Source organism: Pseudobdellovibrionaceae bacterium, from assembly GCA_023954155.1.
Classification (GTDB): Bacteria; Bdellovibrionota; Bdellovibrionia; order Bdellovibrionales; family UBA1609; genus JAMLIO01.
The window spans coordinates 1-25938 of record JAMLIO010000003.1 but is presented as its reverse complement, the minus strand read 5'-3'; the positions used below and the strand labels follow the sequence as shown (position 1 = coordinate 25938).

General features: G+C 40.0%; 25 protein-coding genes, 1 tRNA gene and 1 pseudogene. 14 read left to right on the top strand and 13 right to left on the bottom strand.

Annotated features, from left to right (window positions below):
• Positions 1–187: 187 nt before the first annotated feature.
• The 4 genes from M9899_04470 to M9899_04455 all read right to left on the bottom strand — a co-directional run bounded on the left by M9899_04470 (position 188) and on the right by M9899_04455 (position 3258).
• On the bottom strand, positions 188–673 hold the full coding sequence (locus M9899_04470) for a thermonuclease family protein (GenBank protein MCO5113411.1): 486 nt from the start codon (positions 671–673) through the stop codon (positions 188–190).
• Positions 670–1494 (bottom strand): nucleotidyl transferase AbiEii/AbiGii toxin family protein, encoded by an 825-nt coding sequence (locus M9899_04465; protein MCO5113410.1) that lies wholly within the window; start codon positions 1492–1494, stop codon positions 670–672. Before M9899_04465 ends, M9899_04470 begins: the two co-directional genes overlap by 4 nt.
• Positions 1491–2306, bottom strand: coding sequence for a type IV toxin-antitoxin system AbiEi family antitoxin (locus M9899_04460; GenBank protein MCO5113409.1), 816 nt, complete (start codon positions 2304–2306; stop codon positions 1491–1493). Before M9899_04460 ends, M9899_04465 begins: the two co-directional genes overlap by 4 nt.
• A 691-nt stretch (positions 2307–2997) precedes the next feature.
• Positions 2998–3258 carry a hypothetical protein gene (locus M9899_04455; GenBank protein ID MCO5113408.1) on the bottom strand — a complete coding sequence of 87 codons (261 nt, stop codon included), beginning with the start codon at positions 3256–3258 and terminating at the stop codon, positions 2998–3000.
• Positions 3259–3442: 184 nt separating this feature from the next.
• On the opposite strand from M9899_04455, the gene M9899_04450 reads away from it, so the two are divergent.
• The 8 genes from M9899_04450 (at position 3443) to M9899_04415 (ending at position 12210) form a co-directional block, all read left to right on the top strand.
• A complete protein-coding gene (locus M9899_04450) occupies positions 3443–4642 on the top strand; it encodes a site-specific DNA-methyltransferase (protein ID MCO5113407.1) in 1200 nt (399 codons plus the stop codon).
• A gap of 404 nt (positions 4643–5046) precedes the next feature.
• Positions 5047–6123: a hypothetical protein gene (locus M9899_04445; GenBank protein ID MCO5113406.1), complete on the top strand. Its 1077-nt coding sequence runs from the start codon at positions 5047–5049 to the stop codon at positions 6121–6123.
• Positions 6124–6132: 9 nt separating this feature from the next.
• The gene (locus M9899_04440) at positions 6133–7656 is read left to right on the top strand and encodes a DEAD/DEAH box helicase (protein MCO5113405.1); all 1524 of its coding nucleotides are present in this window, start codon (positions 6133–6135) and stop codon (positions 7654–7656) included.
• On the top strand, positions 7653–8027 hold the full coding sequence (locus M9899_04435; GenBank protein MCO5113404.1) for a DUF3883 domain-containing protein: 375 nt from the start codon (positions 7653–7655) through the stop codon (positions 8025–8027). The genes M9899_04440 and M9899_04435 overlap by 4 nt, the downstream gene beginning before the upstream one ends.
• Positions 8028–8065: 38 nt before the next feature.
• Entirely contained in the window at positions 8066–9649 is a 1584-nt protein-coding gene (locus tag M9899_04430; protein ID MCO5113403.1) for an ATP-binding protein, read from the top strand.
• A gap of 411 nt (positions 9650–10060) precedes the next feature.
• On the top strand, positions 10061–10477 hold the full coding sequence (locus M9899_04425; GenBank protein MCO5113402.1) for a hypothetical protein: 417 nt from the start codon (positions 10061–10063) through the stop codon (positions 10475–10477).
• A gap of 74 nt (positions 10478–10551) precedes the next feature.
• Positions 10552–11067, top strand: coding sequence for a hypothetical protein (locus tag M9899_04420; protein ID MCO5113401.1), 516 nt, complete (start codon positions 10552–10554; stop codon positions 11065–11067).
• A gap of 72 nt (positions 11068–11139) precedes the next feature.
• Entirely contained in the window at positions 11140–12210 is a 1071-nt protein-coding gene (locus M9899_04415; protein ID MCO5113400.1) for an ATP-binding protein, read from the top strand.
• Between the two features lie 26 nt (positions 12211–12236).
• Here M9899_04415 and M9899_04410 read toward each other — a convergent pair whose 3' ends face one another.
• From M9899_04410 to M9899_04390, 5 genes and pseudogenes are all read right to left on the bottom strand, one after another.
• Positions 12237–12659 carry a hypothetical protein gene (locus tag M9899_04410; GenBank protein MCO5113399.1) on the bottom strand — a complete coding sequence of 141 codons (423 nt, stop codon included), beginning with the start codon at positions 12657–12659 and terminating at the stop codon, positions 12237–12239.
• A 268-nt stretch (positions 12660–12927) separates the two neighbouring features.
• Positions 12928–13098, bottom strand: coding sequence for a hypothetical protein (locus M9899_04405; protein MCO5113398.1), 171 nt, complete (start codon positions 13096–13098; stop codon positions 12928–12930).
• 280 nt (positions 13099–13378) lie between these two features.
• A tRNA-Gln gene (locus M9899_04400) sits at positions 13379–13454 on the bottom strand.
• Positions 13455–13602: 148 nt separating this feature from the next.
• Positions 13603–13860 (bottom strand): annotated as a pseudogene (gene spoVG / locus M9899_04395) (septation regulator SpoVG).
• Positions 13861–13986: 126 nt separating this feature from the next.
• Positions 13987–16356: a heavy metal translocating P-type ATPase gene (locus M9899_04390; GenBank protein MCO5113397.1), complete on the bottom strand. Its 2370-nt coding sequence runs from the start codon at positions 16354–16356 to the stop codon at positions 13987–13989.
• A gap of 210 nt (positions 16357–16566) precedes the next feature.
• Between M9899_04390 and cueR the strand changes: the two genes are divergently transcribed.
• The 3 genes from cueR to M9899_04375 all read left to right on the top strand — a co-directional run bounded on the left by cueR (position 16567) and on the right by M9899_04375 (position 20300).
• Positions 16567–16962 carry a Cu(I)-responsive transcriptional regulator gene (cueR, locus tag M9899_04385; GenBank protein MCO5113396.1) on the top strand — a complete coding sequence of 132 codons (396 nt, stop codon included), beginning with the start codon at positions 16567–16569 and terminating at the stop codon, positions 16960–16962.
• A gap of 15 nt (positions 16963–16977) precedes the next feature.
• Positions 16978–18180 carry a chloride channel protein gene (locus M9899_04380; GenBank protein MCO5113395.1) on the top strand — a complete coding sequence of 401 codons (1203 nt, stop codon included), beginning with the start codon at positions 16978–16980 and terminating at the stop codon, positions 18178–18180.
• A gap of 134 nt (positions 18181–18314) precedes the next feature.
• A complete protein-coding gene (locus tag M9899_04375) occupies positions 18315–20300 on the top strand; it encodes a hypothetical protein (GenBank protein MCO5113394.1) in 1986 nt (661 codons plus the stop codon).
• Between the two features lie 176 nt (positions 20301–20476).
• On the opposite strand, the gene M9899_04370 is transcribed toward M9899_04375, so the two are convergent.
• Genes M9899_04370 through M9899_04360 form a run of 3 tightly spaced genes read right to left on the bottom strand, consistent with a single transcriptional unit; the run spans position 20477 to position 22285 of the window.
• The gene (locus M9899_04370) at positions 20477–20896 is read right to left on the bottom strand and encodes a CBS domain-containing protein (GenBank protein MCO5113393.1); all 420 of its coding nucleotides are present in this window, start codon (positions 20894–20896) and stop codon (positions 20477–20479) included.
• 20 nt (positions 20897–20916) lie between these two features.
• Positions 20917–21825, bottom strand: coding sequence for a hypothetical protein (locus tag M9899_04365; GenBank protein MCO5113392.1), 909 nt, complete (start codon positions 21823–21825; stop codon positions 20917–20919).
• The gene (locus M9899_04360) at positions 21797–22285 is read right to left on the bottom strand and encodes a hypothetical protein (GenBank protein ID MCO5113391.1); all 489 of its coding nucleotides are present in this window, start codon (positions 22283–22285) and stop codon (positions 21797–21799) included. Before M9899_04360 ends, M9899_04365 begins: the two co-directional genes overlap by 29 nt.
• Before the next feature lie 157 nt (positions 22286–22442).
• Here M9899_04360 and M9899_04355 point away from each other — a divergent pair, with 157 nt between their 5' ends.
• The 3 genes from M9899_04355 to M9899_04345 all read left to right on the top strand — a co-directional run bounded on the left by M9899_04355 (position 22443) and on the right by M9899_04345 (position 24285).
• Complete coding sequence (locus tag M9899_04355; GenBank protein ID MCO5113390.1) at positions 22443–22994, top strand: FixH family protein; 552 nt, start codon at positions 22443–22445, stop codon at positions 22992–22994.
• A 77-nt stretch (positions 22995–23071) separates the two neighbouring features.
• Entirely contained in the window at positions 23072–23677 is a 606-nt protein-coding gene (locus tag M9899_04350; protein MCO5113389.1) for an SCO family protein, read from the top strand.
• Positions 23677–24285, top strand: a complete 609-nt coding sequence (locus M9899_04345; protein MCO5113388.1) for a copper chaperone PCu(A)C — start codon at positions 23677–23679, stop codon at positions 24283–24285. Before M9899_04350 ends, M9899_04345 begins: the two co-directional genes overlap by 1 nt.
• A 58-nt stretch (positions 24286–24343) precedes the next feature.
• Here the strand turns inward: M9899_04345 and M9899_04340 are convergent, their stop codons facing one another.
• Positions 24344–25789, bottom strand: a complete 1446-nt coding sequence (locus M9899_04340) for a Do family serine endopeptidase (GenBank protein MCO5113387.1) — start codon at positions 25787–25789, stop codon at positions 24344–24346.
• Positions 25790–25938: the final 149 nt, after the last annotated feature.

Here is a 25938-nt window from a genome sequence, read left to right as displayed (position 1 = left end):
TTTGGTGAAATGCCTAGTATCGCTGCGGCGGTCTTAGTACAAACCCATTCGGCTGCTATTCTGTTTTCAAAGAACTGTGAGCTTTTCGGCTCTGATTTTCTGGAGTCCACATTACTCCTTATTTGTTAGCCTTTCAATCGGCTAAAAAAGGAAATGATATGTCTCAGGTCTAAAAAATCATAAATTATTACTTACACCAATTTCTCTTAACTTTCTTTTCTCCAAAGTAGGGGTAGGCAAATCTTTGTTTTATTAACTCATCAGCAACTGACAGGCCATCAGCCTTTACCGTACCAAGGATTCTAAAAAATTTATCTTTTTGAACATCAACAATGTCGATGCGTTTAGCTGAAGCAAGAATTTTGGTTAAAAAATCTTTTGCTTCGATTCCTTTTTTCTTTTCACAAGAGTCTTTCGTTCTTAATTCAGGCGTATCAATTCCCAGAATACGCACACCCATTCTTTTTCCAAAAAGAGGATGTTGGTCAGGTAGGTCAATAAAGATGCTGTCTCCATCGTAAACTTCAACAACCTTCACGCAATTAAAAGATGTTTCAGAATGAAGACACTCTTGGCTTGATGTTGAATCAAGCTTTGTCTGAGGTAAAGATGCACAGCCCGATAAGAATAAGAAAACTAAAATATAAAGATTTGTCTTCATGTTTTTACTCAACTTTTTTGTCCTTTCCATGGCTCGCCAGGAAGGAGTGTAATAAGCTTTGATTTTATAATTTCAGCCTCAGCTACAGGATCAAACTTTGGTGCACTTTTAGAGAGAAGAGGTAATATGTCTTCCGTAAAAGTTAAATCATTCAATTTACCATGCAAGTTAGACTCAAACTGAGCGCGAGACACACTCAAGTTTTGATGTTTCATGTAACCATGAAAGCACTCAACAATTTTTGTACAATCAATTCCCTCAATATGCTGCAAAGCCATACACATATCGTAAAGATCGCGTCCCTTTTTTCTTTGATAGAGTGCGCGTAGTTTTGTTCCTAAAAGCTCTTCGGTTTCGTAAATCAATACATCGGCTTGCCCTTGAAACCATGCGCTTTGCATTTGGAAGGTTTTTCTTTTTGAGGGTAGTAGCATGAAGTTTTCATCTGTGTTGATTTCAACTTTAAGACGCATTGGTAATACAGGTTCAACTTCGGACTTAAACTTGTAGCTTAAAGTCACGCGTGCTTCTTTGCGGTCAATGCGGGGCTTTCCAAGCCAAGGGTCAAGTAAACTTCTAAGGGCATCAAGAGCCTTTCCAACAGGGCCACTTTCTACTTGTACAAGATCAATATCTTCTGAGTATCTATTGGGTTTATCGAAGACAAGTTTTTGTAAAGCCGTTCCTCCACGAAATGCAAAAGTGGTTTTTAGAAGTGGATCAGAAAAAATCTGCACAATAGCTTTACTTAAAACAAGGTCTTGCTCAACTTGATGAGATTCGGGCCATGGAGCTTGAGATCGCCATCCAGCGATAAATTGTTGTTCAATCATAAATCTGGATCAACCTCCGTATTAACCATGACCTGCCATTTGTTGTCGCGCTCAGTAACACCTTTACGTTGATCGGCACGAAGAAAAACAGGGCTTGGATTCTGTTTAGAAAGCCATGTATGTAATGGCTCAGTAAGTTTTGTAGAAACAAAACGATCTAATAGGTAGCCGAGGCGTTGAGCATAGGAAAGCTCATTATCAGCTTTAGCGGCTTCCATTAGCTTTCTAGCTTGCATAACTTCGGATAGCTCAATCAACACAGTAGCTACATTATCAAGATGACCTGCAAAGCGAACATAGCGAAGTAAATCAAGGGCTGTAGCTTCTGGTGTGGAAACTCGTAAACTTCCCATAGGAGTTTTTTTAGTTTCTACAAAAGTGTTTTCCATACGTTTCTTATTTAAGAAACGTACACGCGAATTTTGATGTTCTAGGTTTAAAAGTCGCTTTGTTGTAACAACTTGAAGTTCTTGTGGAGACTGATGTGCGGCTCCGTGTAGGGCTGCGGCTGACAGCACTCCGACATAGTAAGGTTGCCCAATAAATTTCATCAGATGGTCTATGAAGAAGGTAGGTGGTAGTCCCTTAGAGTCTCGATATTCAGGAGGTACGACGGCATAAAAGTTATTCTTCACGCGCATGATCTTAGTGCTTTGGCTCAGACGATTTGCAGCCTTACCAAACGCTGAAGAGGAAATGCCAAGAGCATCCATAGCTTCTTGTTTGGAAAAGAAGTAGCGACCTTTCCTTTGTAGGGACTCAGCATAGTCGATCAAATAGATGGGTTTATTTCCCGTTGTTTTCATGCTCATATTTTCCCTGTTAAAGGGATGAAAGTCAAATGTTGTAATGCTATAAATATCCCTATATTGGGGAATATTCTAGCATTTTGTCAATATCACACAAGTATTTTCAGGTACTTAGAAGTTATATGGATAGTGTGTCATTTTAAAACATGAGGGCCTTTTTATTACTATGCAGGCTATATCTTTAAGGCTTCGATATTCTATTATTTTACCCCAATATAAAAAGTGGGGTAAAAAATAAGAATAAAAAGCTGTTAATTAAGAGGGGAGAACTGAAAACAGTTCCTCCCTCTTGTTTAGGAGCTTTAACACTATTTCGAGGGGCGTTTTTCTCTTTTTTACCAGCAATGCCGTAGCGGGCACGAATAGCTTTTTTCAATTCTTCAGGCAGGTCTGCGTCTATTTGGCGGTGGTGGTTTTGACCCTTGCAAAGGCTACAACCCACCTAAAGACCTTCTACAATGTGGAGTTGTGGTGATGGCAAATGGACTTCAAGCACCCATAGCCTTTAGACCACTTTGTGCAGCACAAGGTCTTTCGAAGGAAATGGTGGCTTGTGAAAATAGCGACGGAAAATGACGTGGTGTCATTGAAGATGAGCTTGTGGAAGTTCTTTCGCAAACTCCTGACTATGAGTAGTAACTGACTTTCGCCATTCACTCTATGGAAGCGGCAACATTTAATGTGTTGTCGCTTTTTATTTAGACTTCTTCTTTTTTTTCTTTCCTTTGGGATCAATCAAATCGATTACGGTTATTTTTTCGTGCCTAATCCGAGAAAGAGCTTCTGCAATTTGTTCCATTGCAAGTAGGGTAGGGTTTACGCCAGGTTTTTTGTAAGGATAAAGCTGAGTGTAAGTTACGCCCATTTCGTCTGCTAACTCAAGAATAGAAGTGTCTCCAAGTAACTCCGAAAATCTAAATTTAGTTTTTGGGATAATAGCTTTCTTTTTTTTCACTGCTTTATACCTTGCATTTGTTTTATGTAAGTATAATATAAAAGTTATAATTTTAAAAATATAATTTAAATATTATATAATATTTAGAATTTATTAGAAAGATGAGCGGTTGTACGGACTTCTGACCAGGAATAACTATTTGGCCTAGACAAAAGGATATTGTGTAATTTATTATGGGAGCATCATGCTAGAAAGATTACTTAATAAAGAATCACATCGTAGTACTAGGTTGGCACTATCTGAAGTGAGAGATAGTGTTACTCATAAACAAAAAATTAATAACTGGACTCATAATTTATATAAATATCCTGCTTGCTTCCCTCCAAGCTTTCCGAAAGCAGTTATAAATAGTTTTTCAAAAATAGATGATTGGATACTTGATCCCTTTGTCGGTGGGGGGACTTGCGCGGTAGAGGCCATGGTCGCAAGACGTAACTTTGTTGGAACTGACATCAATGAATTAGCTGTGTTTTCAGCAGAACTAAAAACAACTCTTATTTCAAAAGGGGAGGCGAGTAAGCTTTTAGAATGGGCTTCAGCTCTTTTCCTTAATGATCAAGAGCCTGAGTATAGAGCTGGTGATGAGATTTATTTTACCAACATTCCAAAAATTATTGAGCTTTCTACTCGAAAGATATCTTCAGCTATTAGAGTACTACCAACAAACAAGCTAAGAAATTTCGCAAAGGGAGCTCTGTTAAGGCTTGGGCAACTGGAAGTGGAACAAAGGCTGTTGGTGAAAACAATTAGACAGGCAGAGGAGATTTACAAACAAACATTAAGCTCTCAAATTGATATGTCTTTTCAGCTTTATCTTGAATTTAACTCAAATCCTGTAGACTTTATCCCATCTACACATATTCGGCTGGAAAGCGCATCTGAACCAAATGTCACTAATGAGTGGAAAACTTCGAGAAAGCCATTTAGCCTGGTTGTAACGTCCCCTCCTTATCCTGAAAGACATATTCTTTATAATAAGTGGCAGGTAAATGGAAGATTAGAGACAAGACTCCCATATTGGATAATTGATAGTAATCAGATTGAAAGTGAGCCATTTTATACCATGGGATCAAGGGATGGCGTTGCTAGTTTGGAAATCTATATCACAAACATGATGTTAGCATTTGAAAACCTTAACAAGGTTATGGAAAAGAATGGTGTATTTGTTCAGGTTCTTGCCTTCAATAATTTAAAAGACCAATTACCGTTGTACCTTTCGGCTTTGAATGAAACAGGATTTGAGGAAATTCGTAATATAGATACGTCTAGTCCTGACGGCCGCTTATGGAGAGAGGTTCCAAATAGAAAATGGTTTAATAGAACTGCATCCTCTGACAAGTGCAAAGAGGTTGTTCTTTTTCATAGAAAGAAGCGATCTATTTGAGTGGCAAAATGCACATTTCAATTTTATTTCGAGCGATTGGTTTTAAACTAATTTAGTTAAACCCTAGAACAACATTCAATTCAACAAAGAGGTTTTGATTATTATTTCAACTACTTACGTTGGAATGCCAATAAATTTGACTTTAGAATTCGAATTTGATATAATGCTTTGTGAGTGTACTTTAAAAGTGATCGCTTTCTTTGGAAGGGAACATTTTCAAATACTCCAGTAAACAATACTTACTTTGGCTCTTTGCTTTTTAGCGAAGGTAAAAAAGGAGGCAGTAATGCTACATTTTCTTATTACCTAATTAATCTCCTAAAAAAATTTTATTATTCTAACTCCCATTCATGGGATTATATCTTTTTATTTATCAATTTAAAGAATTTTAGGAGAAATTTGAAATGAGTTTTGATTATAAAGCCATTGTTGGCGAAGAAAATATTATTAATACAATTGAATCTATAACCCCTGACGGAAAGATTATCCAATGGGTAGAGGCTGATTTAGCTAATGTCGAAATGGACGTTGATGAATACAATGTTCGTTGGGGTGGAGAGAATGTTTCTAAAGAAAAACAAGAGGAAAGAATTCGTATTGAAGCTCCAAAGGAGCATAAGAATTTGGTTAAATCATTACAGTTTATTCCTTCAGCTTCGGAACCAATTATTGCTTATTTGAATCCAGGCATGAAGAGGGTACAAAAAATTCATGGACATCGTAGGGGAATAGCTGCAGAGGATGCGGGTATTGAAAAGCTTCGAGTGCTGATTGCGATGAACATCGATGAAAGTACAAAAAAATTTTTGAGAGATCATCCGGAGGCCAATCCATCAAAGGTGCTTCACACAAATTATGCACGAGCTAGAGTTGTGTATAACGAATTGAGAGGCGTTGAAGACAAGTCAAAAAGAGAAGCAAAAATTGGTGAAATCATGCAGAGAACTGGTTTAAAGCGTAATCAAGTCTTAACGGCAGAGAGGCGTTCAATCTTCATGGATCAAGTCTGTGAGCGTATCGGCGTTAGCCCTGAGGAGAGAAAGAATCAGTTTAAGACTTTCGCGACTTGTGACCAATTGAACGAGAATGAATTTCAAGAGTTAAGGCATAAAGGTGAGTTTGTGAGACTGCAACATTTGGATAACTTGATGCATGCATATATCAAGCACCAGGTGGCGCATGATGATGTTAAAACAACAATTAATTATCTTTCCCACTCAGTTCCGTCAGATCCCATTTTGGTATCGGTTTACGATGGAGAGGTTGATTTAAATAGCATTGATTCTTTGCGAGAACTTACTGCAAATGTTCGATTAGCAATGATTCGATCAGAAAGTCCGGTAAAAGAGGTGAGAAAGGCTCTAGATAGGGAGTGGAATAGGACATTTGAACTTCAAGACAAAACAGTTGCCTCAGACATTGTTTCTTTGCTCGAAACACAAATACAAAAGTTTAGAAGTTTAGAAAAAACATTGGTGTAGGTGATTGTTATGAATACAGTTGAAATACGATATGATGAAATTGAAGGCGCAAGTTTCTTACGATGGCCACCCGCGGCTGATTCTGCAATTAAATTTGCAGTTAACCCACCATTAGAAGATTTTACTCTTAGACTCGCGAAAATTGAAAGTAGCATGGTTGGCCCTCTTAGAGATTTTTTAAGAGGGCGTGGGTTTGGTATTCGGGTTCCAGAAGAGGATGTAGAATATAGGCAAAAGAAGGCCGAATGGGCTGATAAGTTGAGATATGGTTGCAATGAATATACTGATTTGGAAATTTTGAGTTATTTGGAATCTCTAGGTGTTGATTTTAGAGCAATTCAAGAGCAGGGGATTTTGCTTTCGTTAAGAAACCATATCACTTTGCTTTCGGCTATTTGTGGGTCTGGAAAAACCATAATAATGCTAACTGTTTTACAATTTCTTAAGGATAGAGGTGGGGTTAGAGCACTAATACTGTCTCCAAACACTGCCACTGGGGTGTATTCGAGAGAAGTAAGAAAGTTTGCTAAATATTTTGATTTAACCATTGAAGATCTCTCCTGTGCCTCGAACCATGAAATTCAATGTCGATTTGAAACAACAAACTGTGACATTGTTGTTTTGCCTTATTCAAAAGTTCACAGTTTTACAAACGAGTTGAGGGCATTTACGAATAGGTTTCATGGTAGGGAGACAGTTTTATTGCCAGACGAGGCTCATGCCTTAAAAAATGTAAAAAGTAGAGTTAGCAAATCGGTTCGACGTGTGGCTCCATTCTTTGGAAGAGTTATTTTGAGTACTGCCACACCGATGCCCAAAGGGCCTAAAGACGTGAGAGGATATCTTTCTCTAGTTAGTGATCCTTTGCCAGAGCAGCATTATCGGAATGAAATTCCTCCTGAAGACTATCAAATATTAGAAGGTATGGCCTTCGTATCGGGAGAAGAAGATCTATCATATGCGCCTGTAGATAAGGTGAAATTTACCTATAGAAATCAAGGTGAATTGGACTCTCATCTTGTAGCTGAAATATCTAGAGAGATTGAGGCTGGGAGAAAGGCAATTATTTTTTGTACCACAAACGCCGCTATTTCCCATGTCTACAACAAATTTCCAGAAATCGGAAAGGCAGTCTTAAGTGGCACCTACCATACTGATGACCCGAATTCTTCTGTTCTCCTTCTTGGTAGGAAACCAGAGTGTCAACAAAAGGCCATTGATCAATTCAATCGAAATCCTGAGTGCAAACTATTGATAGCGAATTACAGAGTGGGTTCCACTGGATTAAATCTTCAGGAATCGGGAGCAAGGATAGCATTTTTCTATGAAATCACAACAAACGGGGCTGACTTCTACCAAAGTAAGTTTCGGATTAGGAGACCGTATATTTTTCCTGAGGGTGGTTTTCGATATATATATGCTATTCCATCTGAATTGAGGTTAAGAAGGCAGGCTACACGACAATTTGCAAAGTTGGATAGCCAGCAGGCTTTGCTTGACGAACTTAAATTGAATACACGGAAAGCGCCATGAATAGATTAGAAATTGGAGATAGGGCTGAGGAAATAGCATTGGATTATGAGTTTTCACGGTTAAAAATTTGTGGTGCTTCGAAATTTGTTACTCTTGTCTCTGACAATACTTCTTTGGGGTATGATATAGAATCTATAGATTCTGTAGGTCATCCAGTGACTCCAAGATTTATTGAAGTAAAGGCGTTCGGTTCATCAAACACATTTTTTATTTCAAAAAATGAGATGGAACGTCTTGGGGCTTTGGGGGAGTTGGCATTTTTGTATTTGGTAGATGTGAATTTGGGTCAAGTTGTTCATGAAATAAGAAACCCTGTGGCGAAAGGAGTTTTTAAAAATGCAGAAGTCTGTAAATTAAAGATAGTATATTAAAATGTATAATGCCATCGAGTTTAGATAGGGAGATCAAAATGAAAACTCAGTTCGACTTACCTTTAGAGGTTCCAATTTCAGGGCTATTTGAGTCCATTCGTGGATTCAAATACTCATTTCACGAAGCTATTGCCGATATAGTTGACAATAGTGTGGATGCGAAAGCTACAGTGATTCACATATACATAGATAAAGATGAAGGAATCCAAATTGTAGATGATGGCGAAGGAATGAATGAAGACGATCTTAAGGGAGCAATTACTCCATGGAGAAATGCTGGTCACAAATCTGCAAAAAAAGGTCAAAAGGGAAAGTATGGAGTTGGATTGAAATCGGCAGGGTTTAGTTTGGGTGATATAATATGCATTCATACAAGAAGAAGAGGAGGGACATTTTATTATGTGGAGATGCCCTTAGAAAGTTTGCGAAAGAAGAGCAAAGATAATCTAATAAAAGTATCTATCGAGCCAACGGAACTTTGGAATCAGACGGGCCTTACAAACGGGACAATCATTGAAATTAGACAAGTTAACAAACGTAAAGTAAGAGCAGATTTAATTGATAGTTTAAGAAATCGTTTAGGGTTATCCTTTTATGGTATGTTGGAACGAGATGAATTGGTGATCATGATAGATAGGGCACCAGTTGACCCAATAAACCCTCTCCTTCCTGAGCTACAGAAGAACTCTCGATTAAATTATTATCATTCATATTCATTGAAAGAGATTGAAATTGAAGATGATGATGGATCAAAAGTAATTTTTAAAGTATCTGCAGCACATTTAGGTCGTGGTGGCCATTGGTCTGAGAAAGAAAGAAAAAATCTAAGAATGTTTCTAAAAAGTGCTTCTCCCCAATTTGGTGGAGCTCAATTAAAAATTCAAGAGCAGGGTTTATATATTTCCCGAAATGGACGTTTGATTACTCAAGGAGGGTGGTATGGGACAAGAGCATTTTCGCATCATCATAGCCCATGTAGAATTTTGATAGAGTTTTCTGATGATGGAGACAATTTAATGGGTGTGGACCACACCAAGACTAAGCCAGAAATACAAGACCACGTCACTGCCAAGCTCAACCAGCAGTATATAAATCAAATTTTTTCGGATAGCGAAGACAGGTATAGGGATGAGGGCACGGAGTTTAAGCGACAATGGCAAAAGAAAAAGGCCGATGAAGAACTAAAAAAATCTGGAAAGGGAAAGCCTTCTCCAGCTGATTTAAGAATGGATAGAGACAACAAAATTTCTAATGCAATTCCAGGTTATGATGATAAGCAAAAAGGAATAGAAGATGACTTAAAGGAAGACTTGGAAGATGAATGGTGGATGATAGTCGATCATTTGCCTTATGATTGCCTATGGGCTCCAATGGTCAATAAAGAGGGTGAAGTTACGGTTCTTTTTAACGAAAATCATCCTGGTTATTCTGCTCTTTTTTATGAAGATGATGAAGATAAAGTCAGACAAAATTTAAATAACTTTTTTTATACACTTTCAACCTATGAAGCGCATTTTGGTGAGCTAACTCGTCGGTTAGACAATGAATTAAAAGATGAGTTGAAAAGGCAATTGGCTGCATATAGAAGATATGTTTCTAAGGAGTTTAGAGAGTTTGAATAGATGAGTAAAGTATTATAGGTACTTCAAAGGGTGAAAAAACTCTGGATCTTCTCGTTTCATAGTGAACATTAAATATTAGCACACAGAATACCACGCGCCTGACCTCTTTTAATTTTTTAAATAGGAAAATTGGATGGGGTGACGCGTTTTTTGTAGTTTCTTGATATTTCAGAACTTTTCTAAGGACTGGTTACCAAAAGTTACCTTTTTTAGGATGAAATAGTTGCACCAGATCGTCTCAAAATAAGTTGATATTGATAATAAATTTATAAATATCAAATTTTGGATATTTATAAAAATAAAGTAAAAACAATAAGATATATATATTGTAGTTAAATATATATATATATATCCAATTTTGTATTGAAAATTGTGAAAGCTTCCGATATTATATAGGTGAGAGGTACTTCTATGGAAACAGTTTTAAACTTTACTAATGCAAAAAAGATCGAAAAAGATAATGATGATAATGCTGTAAAAGGACAGGCTTTGTTCAAAGTTATATTTGGAATTATGCGAGAGTGGGGCTTGAATCAAGCCGAGTTGGCTGTGTTGGTTGGTCGTCAGCCTACCACTATTTCGGAATGGAAAAAAAAAGGAACTATTCCAATTTCAAAAACACCCGACATGAATGATTATCAATTATTTGAGTTCATAGAGCTTTATAAAGCACTGACAAACCTATTTGTATCTGTAAAAGATAGAGTTGACTGGCTACGAGAGGCCAATGAGGGGATGGGCGATAGATCTCCGCTTGAGTTGATAAGAGAAAATCCAAAAAACCTAAGTTATACCCGAGACATAATTAGTCATCTATCTAACCCATGAACATATTTAGAACATGCGCGCCAAAGACGGCAGATATTGAGCATTTTTTAGATTCTATTGAGGAGATTCAGGCTATGCAAAGCCTTCTCTCTGCATCCGATATGTTGGAAGAGGTTTTCTCGCGAAAGGCAAATGCTAATGAATCCCGTTTTTGCCCGCCATATTTTTCGCCTATTCCTATTTACGTTTCAGAAAATGACAAGACGACTTTTTATGAATACTGTTTTCATTTACTGAATAATAAAAAATTTATTCATGGGAACAAGCCTGTGAAAGCTGCTCTCTATTATTTGAAATTGACTAATAAACCTAAGATTAAAGATATTTCTAAAATAACTCCCAAAGGAGTTATGAGCCGTAAGTCTTATTCGCATGCTCACAAATTCATAAAAAACATGAAAGTACCTGATATAATAAAATATAAATCTGTTCGAGATAATGATAAAAATATAAATTACGCTGTTTACTTTAAAAAATACATAGATTCAAAAGGGATGGATCCTCACTCCGTTATCATAAGCTTTGTTAGTTCCAAGATGGTTGAGGTTACTATCGGAGCAGATGTTTATAGAATTTCGCCGAAGTTTTGAGTTTACAGTTTTGTGGGAGAACCGCCAAAGTTATAAGGTCTTTATATATAAAAAATATTCTAAAGGGAATTTATGAATAATTTATCAATAGATGACTTGCTTAGCTCACAAGAAAATGAAGCTCTTGATTTCAAGCAAGAGTATCCTTCTACAAACTCAGACTTGATCCATGATATTTTGAATTTAGCAAACTCAATCACGGATTCAGATAGATATTTAGTTTTTGGCGTTCAAGATAATAAGAATATATGTGGAATTGAAACCGATAACAAAAGGAAGAGTATTGCCAATATAATCACAATCCTTAGATCTGCGCGCTTAAATAAAATCCCAAAAATATCCTTAAAAACAATATGTTTCCAAAATCATGAAATTGATATTTTAATCATCAAAAATGAAGATGAAAAACCTTATTTTCTTACCGAGGACTATACTTCAAATGGGCGTCCTCTACGCGCAGGAGCTATATTTTCACGTGTTGCTGACACAAATACACCAGTCAATAGCACAACAGCAGACCATATTGTTGAAAAAATGTTTTATGAGCGCTTTGGATTCAAACTCACGCCAAAAGAAAAACTTTTTAAATATTTACACGAACTTCAAATGTGGAGCTACGGATACAATGAAAATGGAAATTTGTATTTCTTCCATGAACGATTTCCAGAATTTACTATAGTTGCAAAAGATCAAGATTTTTCAGAATCCTATGTTGAGCCGTGGAGTATTAATTTTCCCGATAAAAATTCCAAAAGAAGAGATTTTTTTGTAAAATATAACGGAACTATTTTAGATAATCTAACACTTATTTGGTTAGACGGAACCAGAGGAAAGAGGATTCAGCCTTATCGTGTAGACATCCAAAAAGACGATACTTACTACCTATCATATTACTATGTAGAAAACTCATTAGATCATCTTGTTAACAAAATGATTCAGAAATGTTATCCAGACACTGGTCATCAAAGAAGACTCGAAAAACTATTTCCTTCCTTTAAATCACACGAGGACGCTGAAAAAATTTTAAACGAAGACTTTGCTAAAGAGTTAAAAGAATATACTTGGTACTACTTTAATAAAAAAGACGACGACTTTATTATAATTGAGTCTGGCAAAGAATGGAAAATTTTTTGGAAAAGATAAATATCTTGAATCACCCAGTAAGTAACTCAAGATCGAGCACAGAATAATATGGTAGAGCCTGAATCAAAAGAAATAGTATTTCCTTCAGACTCTTCTTCTGATTCGTAATCAGAAAGTGCACAACGCCAAGCTATAGGATCATTTTCTTTCATCAAAGTGACAGTATCAAATTCCATCCAGCCAACTTGAGTTGTTTCTGGATAACATCCACGCATGAGGTCTTCAAAGGACTCTTCAAGGTCTAAAGCTTCAAGCTCAGTTTCTAAAATGTGTTTGATGATCCAGTCAGTACCATACTCGCAGCCCACTTCTGGAAGTAAGCGCATAAGATCATCTGAACCACAAGATTTACAACAGCCAGTTGGGGCCTCTTCATAGCAATGATAGCAAAATGGAATAGAACGATTAAGGGCAAGTTGATTAAGTTTTTGTTGGATTTCTTCTCTCATAAATAACTCCTTTTTAGGTTGTTGTTTTCCCCTTGTAGGGGCTTCTTCGCTTGCGTTCTGAGAAGCCCGAAAAGGGAAAAAGGGAGAGAAGACAAAGGGCCTCGCCCCGACCAAGCGAAGCGAGCAGAGGTGAGTGACAGGAGTGAAACGTATGGCGCGAGACCTGCGAAGGGGCGAATCAGGAACATTGTCGGAGCGACCGTCAGTTAAACCTAAAAGTCAGGAGTTTAAGAGATGGAATCCGACAAGAGCTTAGTCAGCCCGTCGTTTATTCTTTGATAGGTAGAAGCATGGGTTTGCCCCATTTGGATGCTTGTGAGTCTTTGAGCAGTTGATATTGCGCGACTCTAGTAAGTTGGATGAGCTTGGGTAGCTGTCCAGAAGCAGCAGCGATAAGAACCGTAGCGATTGCGATTTTGATAAGTTGTTTTGGGATCATGGGAACCTCCTTAAATGGGTTTAAAATTTGGGATTGATAGGTTTAAAAATTGAGGGGAAGAGGCTTAGACGAGAAATGTCCAAACCTTAGAAAAATACCGAATGAGTCTGCAAAAAAACGCCAGATTTCAGGTCACCAACGGGTCACCAAAAGGTCACCAGACATCGAAATAAATCGAAATTTCGTGAAATACTCTTCAAACGCATTTTCTCTAATCAAATCAGGCAGGTGCCTGACATCTTTTAACTTTTTTTAGTGCTAATTTTTTTGGAAGGAAAATTGGATGGGGTACCAGGACTCGAACCTGGGAATGATGGAATCAAAATCCATTGCCTTACCGACTTGGCTATACCCCAACGAATTAGAATCAGGTCTATTTTTAGATAATCTAGTGAAATCAGGCAAGTACAATATGAATGCCGCGCAACAAAACGCGGCCCCTTGCTAATAAAATAGGACGATTTTGAATTATGAACCTGTTTTTATACCTTCTAAAGAGGACTCTAAGGATCTCACCTCAGCCTCAAAGGCATCAAAAACGGCCTTTTCGATCATGGCTCGGGTCTCTTGATTTAAAGGGTGGGCGATGTCTTTGAACTCGCCATTTTTACGTTTCTTAGAGGGCATAGCTACAAAAAGCCCCTCATGCCCTTGAATCACTTTAAGGTCTCTGATGATAAAGCAATCATCAATAGTGATAGTCACGTAAGCTTTTAATCTTTCTTCGTTTACTGGAAATATATTCACATCGGTGATTTTCATGCTGCACTCCTTCGACTTCTTCTATGACTTAACGGCTAAAATGAACCTCGACTTGACTAAAATCTTAAGACCTTAGTTGGTGTGCATAAAAAAACATAAATCTGTCTCAGAATGAGACAGGTTCAATTATTTATCCAAATCAAAACTTCGCAAACGTAATGAATTTCCAATCACTGATACGGAACTTAAACTCATGGCCAAACTTGCAATCATAGGACTTAATAGAATTCCAAAAAAAGGATACAAAAGCCCCGCAGCAAGTGGGACGCCAAGAGTGTTGTAACCAAAAGCAAATAAAAGATTCTGTCTGATGTTTTTCATGGTCAGGTGACTTAAGCGATGGGCACGCATGATTCCTGTCAGGTCTCCTTTGACCAGAGTGACTCCTGCACTTTCAATGGCCACATCAGCGCCTGTGCCCATAGCAATTCCAATATGAGCCTGCGCAAGTGAAGGGGCATCGTTAATGCCATCACCTGCCATCGCGACATATTGACCTTTAGATTGCAGTTGCTGAATCACTTCATGTTTTTGATCGGGAAGAACTTCAGCGATGACCTTGTCAATGCCAAGCTCTTTAGCGACAACATGGGCCGTGTTTTGATTGTCGCCAGTGAGCATCACCACTTCGATTCCCTGTTTGTGAAAATACTCAATAGCAGGTTTGGAGCTTACTTTGATTGGGTCTTTTACGGCGATCACTCCTGCGGGCTGATGATCAATCGCGATCAGCATGACTCCATGTCCTTGAGATTGTAGGACTTGAGCCCTTTCTACTAACTGCTGATACTCGATGCCATGTGTTTCAAGAAGGCGTCGATTGCCTGCAACCACTTTGTGCCCTTGCACGGTGCCAGTAATGCCCATCCCTGTGACAGAGTTAAAGTCTGTCACAGGAGTCAACTTTATTTGTTTTTCAAGTGCTCCCGATACAATAGCTTCTGCCAACGGATGTTCGCTGGATTTTTCTAAAGAGGCTGTCAGAGCTAAAACCTGCTCTTGATCAAAACCGTTTAAGGTTTGCACTTCTGAGAGTTTAGGTTTTCCCAAAGTTAAAGTTCCAGTTTTATCCACCACAAGCGTTGTGATTTTTTCTAGCCCCTCTAAAGCTTCAGCATTTTTAATTAAAATGCCATGAGTGGCTCCTTTGCCTGTGCCCACCATAATGGACATCGGAGTGGCTAGCCCCAAAGCACAGGGGCAGGCAATGATCAGAACTGCGACGGCATTGACTAAAGCGTAGGTCAACTTAGGTTCTGGTCCAATCAGAAACCATACAAGAGCAGTGATGATCGAGACCACAACCACAGTGGGAACAAAATACGAGGACACGGTGTCAGCTAACTTTTGAATCGGAGCGCGACTTCGCTGAGCTTGCGTCACCATCTTTACAATCTGAGATAAAAGAGTATCCGAACCCACTTTGGTGGCCTTCATGACAAAAGAGCCCGTAGTGTTTAACGTAGCACCTGTGACCTGACTTCCAACTTCTTTTTCTACGGGAATGGGTTCGCCTGTGATCATGGATTCATCCACAACACTTTGGCCTTCGGTCACTTCGCCATCAACAGGAATTTTTTCTCCAGGACGCACTCTGAAAAGATCATGGGGCTTGATGTGTTCGATAGAGACATCTTCTTCAGTGCCGTCGGGTAGGACTCGTCTTGCAGTTTTAGGGGCAAGCTCCATCAGGGCACGAATGGCGTTTCCTGTTTGGTTTCTGGCACGAAGCTCAAGAATCTGTCCTAATAACACAAGAGTGATAATGACCGCTGAGGCTTCGTAATAAAGTGGGACCATGCCTCCGTGAACTCGAAAACTTTCTGGAAAAATATGAGGCCAAAATGTAGCCACGATACTAAAAATATAAGCCACACCTGTACCAAGTGCGATCAGAGTAAACATATTTAAATTCCAAGTTTTGATAGAGGACCAACCTCTTTCAAAGAAAGGCAAGCCACCCCAAAGAACCACGGGGGTAGCCAGTAAAAGTTGGAGTCCCGCATAGAGCCAGTGGGGGAGTGTGTGCTGCACGGGTTGGCCAGGAATAAGGTCTGACATGGCTAAGAAAAGTAGTGGGACTGCGAGAAAAGCACTCACTTTAAAACGTCGAGTGAAATCCACTAGCTCAGGGTTAGGTGCATCCTCTAAAGAGATTTCTTCAGGCTCAAGGGCCATTCCACAGATGGGACAAGTGCCAGGGCCTTTTTGTCGGATTTCAAGGTGCATAGGACAGGTGTAGATTTTCTCTTTGTCGGCTTCAGAAACCTCGACGGGTGTTTTATCAAGTTGGGCTCTGGGGTCAGCATCAAATTTGGTTTTACATTTAGGGTTGCAGAAAAAATACTCTTGTCCTTCAAAGTGACTGCTTCCTCCCTTAGCGGTCTTAGGGTCTATTTGCATTCCACACACTGGGTCGGTCACAAGTAAAGCGGGCTTGGTGCTGTGAGTGTCACAGCAGCCTGTTGTTTGATCTTTATCATTGTGATGATCCATAAATTCTCCTTTTGTCCCAAGTCTTATTTTAATGTGCTCTTCTAAGGGGTTCATCAAGTCGTCTTGGTTATTATGTGAATCATTCTAAACCTTCCAACAATTGGAAGGTCAAGACAACATTCTAAATAATTGTAAGGTTATGAATTTTATTGTATTTTCTGTTGAAGAACGTAGTAGAGCTGTAGTTCTTATGACTATACGGGGAATTGTATGAATATAGGTGAAGCCGCGAAAGTTTCTGGAATCAATGCCAAACTGATCAGACACTATGAGGCTGTGGGCATTATTCCTAAAGCCACCAGGTCGGAATCTGGGTATCGCAATTACTCAGAGGCTGATGTGAACATTTTGATTTTTGTGAAAAGTGCACGCAGGCTTGGATTTTCCATGAAAGAGATCAAAAAACTTGTGAGCCTCTGGAGAAACAAATCTCGTTCTAGTTCTGAGGTGAGGAACTTGGCCTTAGCGCACGTGCAGGAATTAGAAGATCGCATTGCAGAACTTGATTCCATGGTGAAAACCTTAAAACATTTAGCTAAGAAATGCCATGGGAACGATAGGCCAGAATGTCCCATTCTTGATGAATTGGCCCGTTCTAAATACTAAGAGTAGGAGTGTGCCTTGAACAAGATCAAAACTTTAAATTCTTATTTACGATGGACTTTTTTTAGTGGTCTTAGCGGTATCTTTGCAGGTTTGGCTGCCGCTATTTTTTTAATTTCCTTAGAATGGGTGACTGATACTCGCAATGCCCACTCCGCAATCATCTGGTTACTTCCTATAGCGGGATTGGGTATAGGTTGGGTTTATTATAAATTTGGTCAGGATGTTGAGAGAGGAAACAGTCTTATCATTGATGAGATTCACACACCTAAAAAAATCATCCCCTTTCACATGGCGCCTTTTATTTTGCTTGGTACTTTAGTCACGCATCTGTTTGGGGGTTCTGCGGGGAGAGAGGGCACATCGGTGCAAATGGGAGCGTCTCTTTCAGACCAACTTTCCCGTTTTTTTAAAATTGAAGCAGAAGAAAGAAAAGTTCTTTTGGTCTCTGGTGCGGGGGCAGGTTTTGCGGCGGCCATTGGTGCTCCTTGGGCTGGAGTGATTTTTGGTATGGAGATGATCTATATTGGACGTTTTAAATTTTTTGCTCTGTACCAGTGTTTGATCGCTTCTTTTGTCGGATATGGAATTACAATTTTATTGGATGCCCCTCACACACATTATCCCATTCCAGAAGTTCCTGATTTAAGTTTACAAGTTGTATTTTGGGTGGCTGTTGCGGGGCTTGCCTTTGGCATGGCTGCGCGTTTTTTTACTGTCACCACCCATATTATAGAAAAGCTCGGTCAGCGTCTGATTTCTTATCCTCCACTTAAGCCCCTTGTGGGGGGCTTACTTTTGGTGGGGCTTTTTTATTGGGAAGGGTCGTATCAGTATGTGGGTTTAGGAATTCCCCATATTCAAGCTTCACTAGAGCAGGTGACGTCGTTTAAAGATCCTGTATTCAAGTCTCTTTTTACATCTTTAACTGTAGGAACAGGTTTTAAAGGAGGGGAGTTTATTCCTCTAGTGTTTGTGGGCACAACTTTAGGTAGCGCACTTTCAGTGATGATTCCTTTGGGGTTTTCTTTCCTTGCAGCCCTAGGGTTTGCTGCTGTCTTTGGTGCTGCGACAAACACACCTATAGCTTGCACTATCATGGCCATGGAAATCTTTGGCTACCAGATCGGCCCATTTGCTTTGGTGGCTTGCCTAGTCAGCAGATATATCTCTGGCCCACAAAGTGTTTACAAAACCCAACGTATATACCAAAAACTCTAATCTAAATTCTAACGAGCAAGCAAAGAGGGCCCATCTACGACGTGGGTGTCAAGGGGTTAGACAGTTAGGGGGCTCAATTTCCCTCTTAGGCTGGCATCTAATTTGCCTTAATAAGCCTAAAAGGGGTTAAGTCTATGAAAAAACTTACTTTAAAAACTTTGCTAGGTCTTTTGGTATCAACCACTGTTTGGGCACAGGGTTCTGTGATCATTTATGATTCGGTTGAAGATGTAGAAGCCCAAGCTACAGAACCAACAATCAACTCTTTGGTGCAAGAGGCTCTTAACGAAAGATTCAATTATCTAAAGCATAATGATCTTCGTGATGTAGCTAAGCACGACAAAGCGATGCCAGGGACTTCAAATCATATCCTTATGGACATGGAGGCGGATGCTTCTAAATATGCAGGTGCGAATGTGGATTTTTATGCAGATAAAGGTTCTCAGATCAGTGCTATTGGTCCTTTAGGGCATGTGACTAAGGATGCAGATGGCAAGAACACTTTTAAAGTGACAGATACCCGAGTCAATCGCAGAAGAGATGCCATTTTAGGTGTGAGCTATGAGCGCATTTGGGATGTGACAGGTGAAGATAAAGTTTTTGATATTGATTTGATGCTGTTTATTCACTCTTCAGAAAGGGGTGGATATTACTTTAGAAAGATCAACATCGAGACCAACTGGCATAACAAGGTCAATGTACCTACTGCCAGTGGTGTTAAGAGTATAGCTAAGACCACAGTAAAAAAAGTGTATAACGAAGTTTCTCTGAGCGAAACTGACTTTGAATTGAGAGTAGAGTTGGCTTCACAAAAGGCTATTTTATTCGATAATAATCATGGGATCACAAAAGTTTTTCCTATCACTGCAGGAGCCTTAGATATTCGTTCTTCATTGATGGGTAAAGAAAGTTTGATTAACTCAATGTCTCTGTTATTGCCAGGACGTAGTGGTAACTTTGCGGATTTTAAATTTGAAAACTCAGTTCTTGTTAAAAGAAGTGTGTGGACAGGTGCTCCTAACCAAGAAGCGCGTATAGAACCTTCTTATTACAAAGGTCGTCCATTTATTGGAATCATTGATAAGAGCAGAATGTCCAGTTCAGGTTCTGTAAACTATTATGAAGGCTATAGAGAAGTGGGCTTTCACTATCAGATTGATGATGATGGTTTAAGAAGAGGTTTTGAGTCTCACGGGTGTATCCGTTTACAAGATCACGATCTTTATATGTTAGATGCGATCTTAAACGGTGGTCCTAAAGATACGATTCCTGTTGAAGCCAAGATGGTATTAGATAAATTTAAAGATTTTGACAGCATTTACAGCAGACAAAAATCTTATAAAAAGGTGATTTACAGTTCACGTCCTAATTCACCACAGACTGTAAAGTGTGAAAATAAAAACCCTTACCCTGTTCGATTTTTTGATGGTGGATTTCACACAGTGGCGGACTCTGACTGTTTGACAAAGATCTCTTCTGACGGAGAGGTGCTGCAAGACGCTGTGGACTACATGTTAGGTCTCTCTTCTTTTTCTCCCACTCCGCTTAAGGTGCGTGATGCAGATCATGCTCCTGTTGTAGCTGCTTTGGAAGAGGTCAAGTCTGCAAAGTATCAAAATATTTTGACTTACACATTTACAGAAACCTTTCCCAGAAGCACAAAGTGGATTGGTGATCTAAATCAAGATGAGTTGAATTTATTATTAACAAACTTAAAACGAAATCTAGAGTACGGTGGTTCTGGTTACGGTCAGTACGGCAATAATAACGGTGGCGGTTATGGACAAAATGATGGTTATGGCCAGAATTATGGAAATGGCGGCGGGCACTACGGCAATGGTGGTGGTAACACCAACAATGGTGGAGGCGGAGGTCTTGGTGGATTTTTAGGTGGAATCTTCGCACCTTCACGTCCTGCACAAGACGCTTTATGGCCTGATTTTTCGTGCTCAAGAAGTAAGGGGTCTGCAACGACCACGAACTTGCAAAACTACAATAGCTATTGCCGTGGTAAAGCACAAAACCCAACATCAAGCACTCCAAGTAATAAACGTCCAAGAATCAATAACTGTAGAGCCTTCTTTGATGCTCTGTTAAGTGCAGGTTGTGGTTACAGATAATAAGATCTGAAAAAAGATCAATAATTAAAAAAAGAGAAGGTCGTAAAACCTTCTCTTTTTATTTTAAAGTCACGCTTGAAAGGGTTCTTTGTTATCACCTTAGACTCGCGCGCGCTCTTGTTCTGAAGCTTTTGTGAAAAAAAGATGCTGCGGAAGCTTAAAATCTAAAATGAAGTTTAGCGTGCAGAGCGGATCACTTCAATCAAAGCATTTAAAGCATCAGTGACTGTAAAGATGCCAAGCAGTCCGTTATCATCGTTGACTAGGACGCTGCCAATTTTTTCTTGTGACATGGTGAAGGCTACTTCGTCTAAAGTTTCTGAACAACTGACAGTAACAGGATTTTTGGCCATGATGTCTGAGGCTTTGATCAGATTTTTATGTTCATCCTTAAGACCTTGAATCACTTTAAGATCACGTTGGCTGATGATGCCTGTGGCAACACCGTCTTTCATGATAGGAATATGTCTGACATTGTATTGGGTCATGATCTCTAACAGCGCATCTACAGAGGCATTTTCATCTGCGGTGATGGGATCTGGAGTTGTAAATTCTTCGACAGGTAAGTTCAATTTTTGTGTAAATGCGTTTAACATGGTCATCCCTCCCTTAAAGGTTATCGATTCCATTTCTTTTGTATCAGAACAGACACTGTTCTGCCAAGACTAGTATTGATGGGTGAGCCAAATAGTGTTTGATCTAGGTAACTGACAGTTGTGGCCCACTGTGTAGAACTTAAATAGCTTACAGAAAACATGGCTGTCGCATATCGCTCTACAGAACCCATATAGGAAGTTGTACCATCGATATCAATAGGGTCTTCATAAAACCATGTCAGAGAAGTGCCTACCCTAAAAGCTTTAAGATTATAACCTGCTCCTATGCCTAGACTTCCTCCCCATCCTGGATGAAGGGTGCCCTGTAAATAGGAATTAGTGGTATCTTTAGCAAAAGAGTGACGTAGACTTGCAAGTCCAAAGACATCAAAGGCTCCTAAGGTTTTAGTCAAAAGGGTTCCTGCTCCTATAGACCAAAACCCATTGCCACGACTGTCTAGTCCTCCCACTTCTGATTCTGCGCGGGATTTTCCTGTGGGTAGGGTGAGTTGTAAAAAACCAATGCCTTTGGGTTTGAGAGGGTTATAGTCCCAATCGGTTAAATATTCGTATCCTAAGGAAACAGACACATCTCCCAGCCCCGAATACTGCTGTCCCATGTAAGAGCGTTGGATGACGGGCACAACGGCTCCTACTTGCCAGCGATCTGAAACTAAGTGCGCCCCTTCGAGTTGCATCACCATCACGCTTTGCTTCTCGTCCCACTTGCGCCAAATTCCTCGGGCATCCACAGTGTTGATGACCACATCAGTAAAAGAGTAAGAGCTTGTAAATTGCGCCTTTTCATCACCAGAAATGATAGAGGGTGCAGCAAAGCCTCCTCCACAGCAGGCGGCGGCAAAGGCCTCGGAAGTGCTTAGAAAAAAATGTAATGCTACATTAAATGATAAGAGTAAGAACGGCTTCATCTTGAACCTGCATTCCCTCTTTGATTTGAAAACGGATGTCCCATTCACCAGGCATAATAAAAAACACGTGAGTAGCTCTGAAGCTTCCTGTGTCCACCTGTTCAACTTGGGTAGGTGTAGAGCCATGATTCATACTGGGCATCCATAAGACCACTGCGGGCAGCGTAGAAATGTCCACAGGAATGGGCGTGCCATCTAAAAGATTTTCTCGAGTGATTTTAAAAGTAAGAACCCCAGGGTTTTGAGGTGTTGGGAGGGACTCCCATGTCCAAAGAAGACAAAGATCGGAATTTTTAAATCTCAAAGTGCATTTTTCTGTATCGTAACTGTCCTCATCTGAGCCTGGGGCTGTAACTTGGTGAGCTCTAGAGCCATCGTTTTGAACGACTTCATATTTACGATCTGCGCACCCAGATAGCCCGAATGTGATAAACAAGAACAATAAAATAGACCGAGTCATAAACTCCCTCGTGAGCTGTGGTTCAAGCTGTAACATAGGGTTTAAAGGATAGAAAGTGCAACATGATGTTGCGGCCTATGAAAAAGACTCGTCCTAATGCAAAAATTACGCTAAATCACACAAAACGTTTATGTTAAAAGAGCTTAAAGGAGTGGAAATGAAAATTTCAAAGGTGTGTGTAAGAGCAATTCTGGCAATGACTGTAGTCTGGGGAGTTTTTATAGGTCAGGTTTTGGCTCATAGTGGACACGTGCATGCGCCAAGTTCTTCTGCTCCTATGGTGCATCTGACTTTTGCACAGGCAGGCGTGCACGCCCATGTGATGTGGGAGTTGGGACCTGTCGTAGGTGCGGAGTCTCGTCTAAGAGTAGAATGGAAGAGTGCTTTAGATCATTCGTCAGTGAGTCCAAGTGGTGATTTTGAGGTGGTGCTGTGGATGCCCAGTATGAACCACGGGTCTGCGCCTACGTTGGTGCAAAATCTTGTGGATGAAAACGGAAAGGCTCTTATCGGAGTGTATGAAGTGTCTAACATCTATTTTGTTATGGGTGGGGATTGGGAAGTTCGCCTCACTTTGATCGGTGCAGACGGAACTTTTGAAACTCAAACTTTTGCCTTAGATGTGCTGGAAGACTCTGAAGCCCCTTCGGGACATGGAAACCCTCACAGTCATGGGGGCGGAGACTCTCATCATCATGGTCACCACTGACAAGAGGATGACAATGTGTTGCATTACCTGTCATTCAGTTGAGATTCCCTGCGAAATAAGGTTTAGCTTTTAACAGTATGAACACATCCTCTTCGCAAAAGATTTCAATCAAGTACATTCTGCAGGCCTTAGGTGTCTCGGCATTTTTGGCGGCCATATTGGTTTTTGTGATGATGGAAGTGATGCGGGGGCAGACCGAACCCAGCTATGGCGGAGACTTCACACTTTCTTTTCGTGATCAGCCTTGGAGTTTTTCAGACCACACTAAGAAACTTAATGTTTTATACATTGGCTACGCAAAATGTCCTGATGTCTGTCCTATGAGTCTGAGCGTGGCCGCGCAAGCCTTTCAAAAACTGAGTGAAAAAGAGCTTCAAAAAGTTCAGTTGGTCTTTGTCAGTGTAGATCATGAAAATGACACTGACACGGAGGTGGCCAATTATGCCGAGCAGTTTTTTTCTGAATTTGTAGGACTCAGTGGAAGTGAAGAGCAGCTTAAAAAAACAGTGTCGCAATTTTACTCCAGCTATTTACTCGAGAAAGATCCAAGTTCTTATTTAGGATATTCGATTTCACATACTGATAGACTGTATTTTTTAAACTCCAAAGGCATGGTGGTGAGCACTATTCCCAACCCCAGAGACGCAGATGAAGTTTTTAAAATGATTAGGGCGAAATTATAATGATCAAAGTAAAAAAAGTGATAACGATAAACACCAAAAGTATGATTGTTCTTGCCAGCATGTTGTGGGTGACCTCTATGCTGACCGTCGCCAACGCCAACGCCAACGCCAACGCCAACGCCAACGCCAACGCCAACGCCAACGCCAACGCCAACGCCAACGCCAACGCCAACGCCAACGCCAACGCCAACGCCAACGTTCGCGGGCAGACCAAGTTGGCCGTCGAGCAGGGGATTGTGTATTTACCTTTAGATGGTGTGAGGGTGACTGCGGGTTACGGTACGCTTAAAAATGTGGGGAATAAAGAACTCAATCTAAAAATTGTCAGTGCCCAAGGGTTTAAAGCTGTTGAACTGCATGAGACCCTCGAAAAGAATGGAATGATGAAGATGCAAAAGGTGGAGTCTTTAAAGCTAGGGGTCAATGAGACCTTCGAGTTAAAGCCAGGCGGTAACCATATTATGCTTTTTGATCCTCTTAAAAAATTCAAAGACTCTGAAAAGGTCAAGATCACTTTTAGTGATGGTACTCAAAACCTTCTGCTGCATTTCAATATGCAACCTAGAGAGACCGCTCAAAAGCCCAACAAAGAGCATCATCATCATTGATGCTCTTACTGTGTAGAACAAGTAGTTAAGAGTTATAACTTTAAAATATTTTAAAGACTCATTTAGACATTAAGGTCAGTAAAGTGCGACTGTCTCTTTGAATGCGAAGTAAGTTTTTATCTTGCAAACGCTTTTGGAAGTCAGACACGGTGGTCACTTTACTGCGGTTAAGTTCCAGAATGACATCCCCCGCTCTAAGATCGGCTTTGAAAGCAGGCGAGTAAGGGTCAACGCCAGTGACCAGAATGCCTTGTGTGTTAGGCGATAATCCAAAACGGTTCAAAAGAGAATTGTCGAGCAGACTGACACTTAAACCAAAATCTTTTAAGGCAAGACTTTGCTGCTTTTGAGGGGCATTGGGTGTGGATTCATTCTGAGCCCCACTCTTTGCAGAGCTGCCTATGATGACACTTAATGTACTGGGTTTGCCATTTCGAAGCACTTTCACTTTAGAAGCGCGTCCTACGGGTGTAGAGGCCACAGCTCTTTGTATGTCGTTGGGAGATTCAATCTTTTGTCCATTAAACTCTACAATAACATCATAGGGTTTTATACCTGCTTTTTCTGCAGGAGAGTCAGGCATCACATTGGCCACAAGCGCGCCTTTTGTATTGGGAAGCTTAAGTGAGGCGGCAATGCTCTCATCTAGCCCGTGCATTTCAATGCCCAAGAATCCTCGTTGAACGGTTCCTGTTTTTTCAAGTTCAGACAAGAGCTGTTTGACGTTATTGATAGGAATGGAAAAACCAATTCCCTGTGCGCGGGCATCAATAGCGGTGTTCATTCCCACAACTTCACCTTTCATATTGACCAAGGGACCACCAGAGTTTCCAGGGTTAATGCTGGCATCGGTTTGAATGAAGGGAAATAGATTAAGACCACCTGAGTCTCTTTCTAACGCGGATACGATCCCTTTAGTGATGGTGTTGCTGTGTCCATAGGGGTTACCAAAAGCCGCAACCCATTCGCCTACTTGTAATTGACTGCTGTCCCCAAGTTTTAAAGCGGCCAATTTATTTTTAGTCTCAATTTTAAGAAGGGCCACATCCGTTTTGGCATCACTGCCGATCAGTTTGGCGATGTGCTCTGTCTCATCGTTTTGAAACTTCACTTTGATTGTGTCGGCTTTATCTACAACGTGGGCATTGGTTAAAATTAAACCGTCATTACGAATCACAAAACCAGTTCCTAAGGATTGCATGGGGCGGATCTGTGGATTTTGGAAAGAGCCTCTGGGCGCACCAAAAAATTGTTCAAAGAAAAAGTTTAGGGAATCAGGAACTTGTCCTTGATTAAACTTAGGGCGAGTTTCGGTATAGATGTTCACCACACTGGGGTTGGTCTTCTTGGCTAACTCAATGAACAGATTTGAAGGTAAGGGTTGACCATCTTCTACTTTGGGGAGTTGAATCTTTTCAGCTTGTAAAACCTCAGACTGTTTCTGAGCATGACAAGCCACGGAAAAAAGTATGACAGCAATAAAACTAAAGAATCTATAAGTCATAATTGGCCTCCGATTTAAATATTATATTATGTGAAAAGTTATGCTTTTAGTTGCTTGCAGTAGCATTTTTTTTCTTATCTAAATACTGCATCTGCAAATCGGAAAGTAAAGCTGTGAGAAATTTATTTTCCTCTTCAGTGAGATTCCCT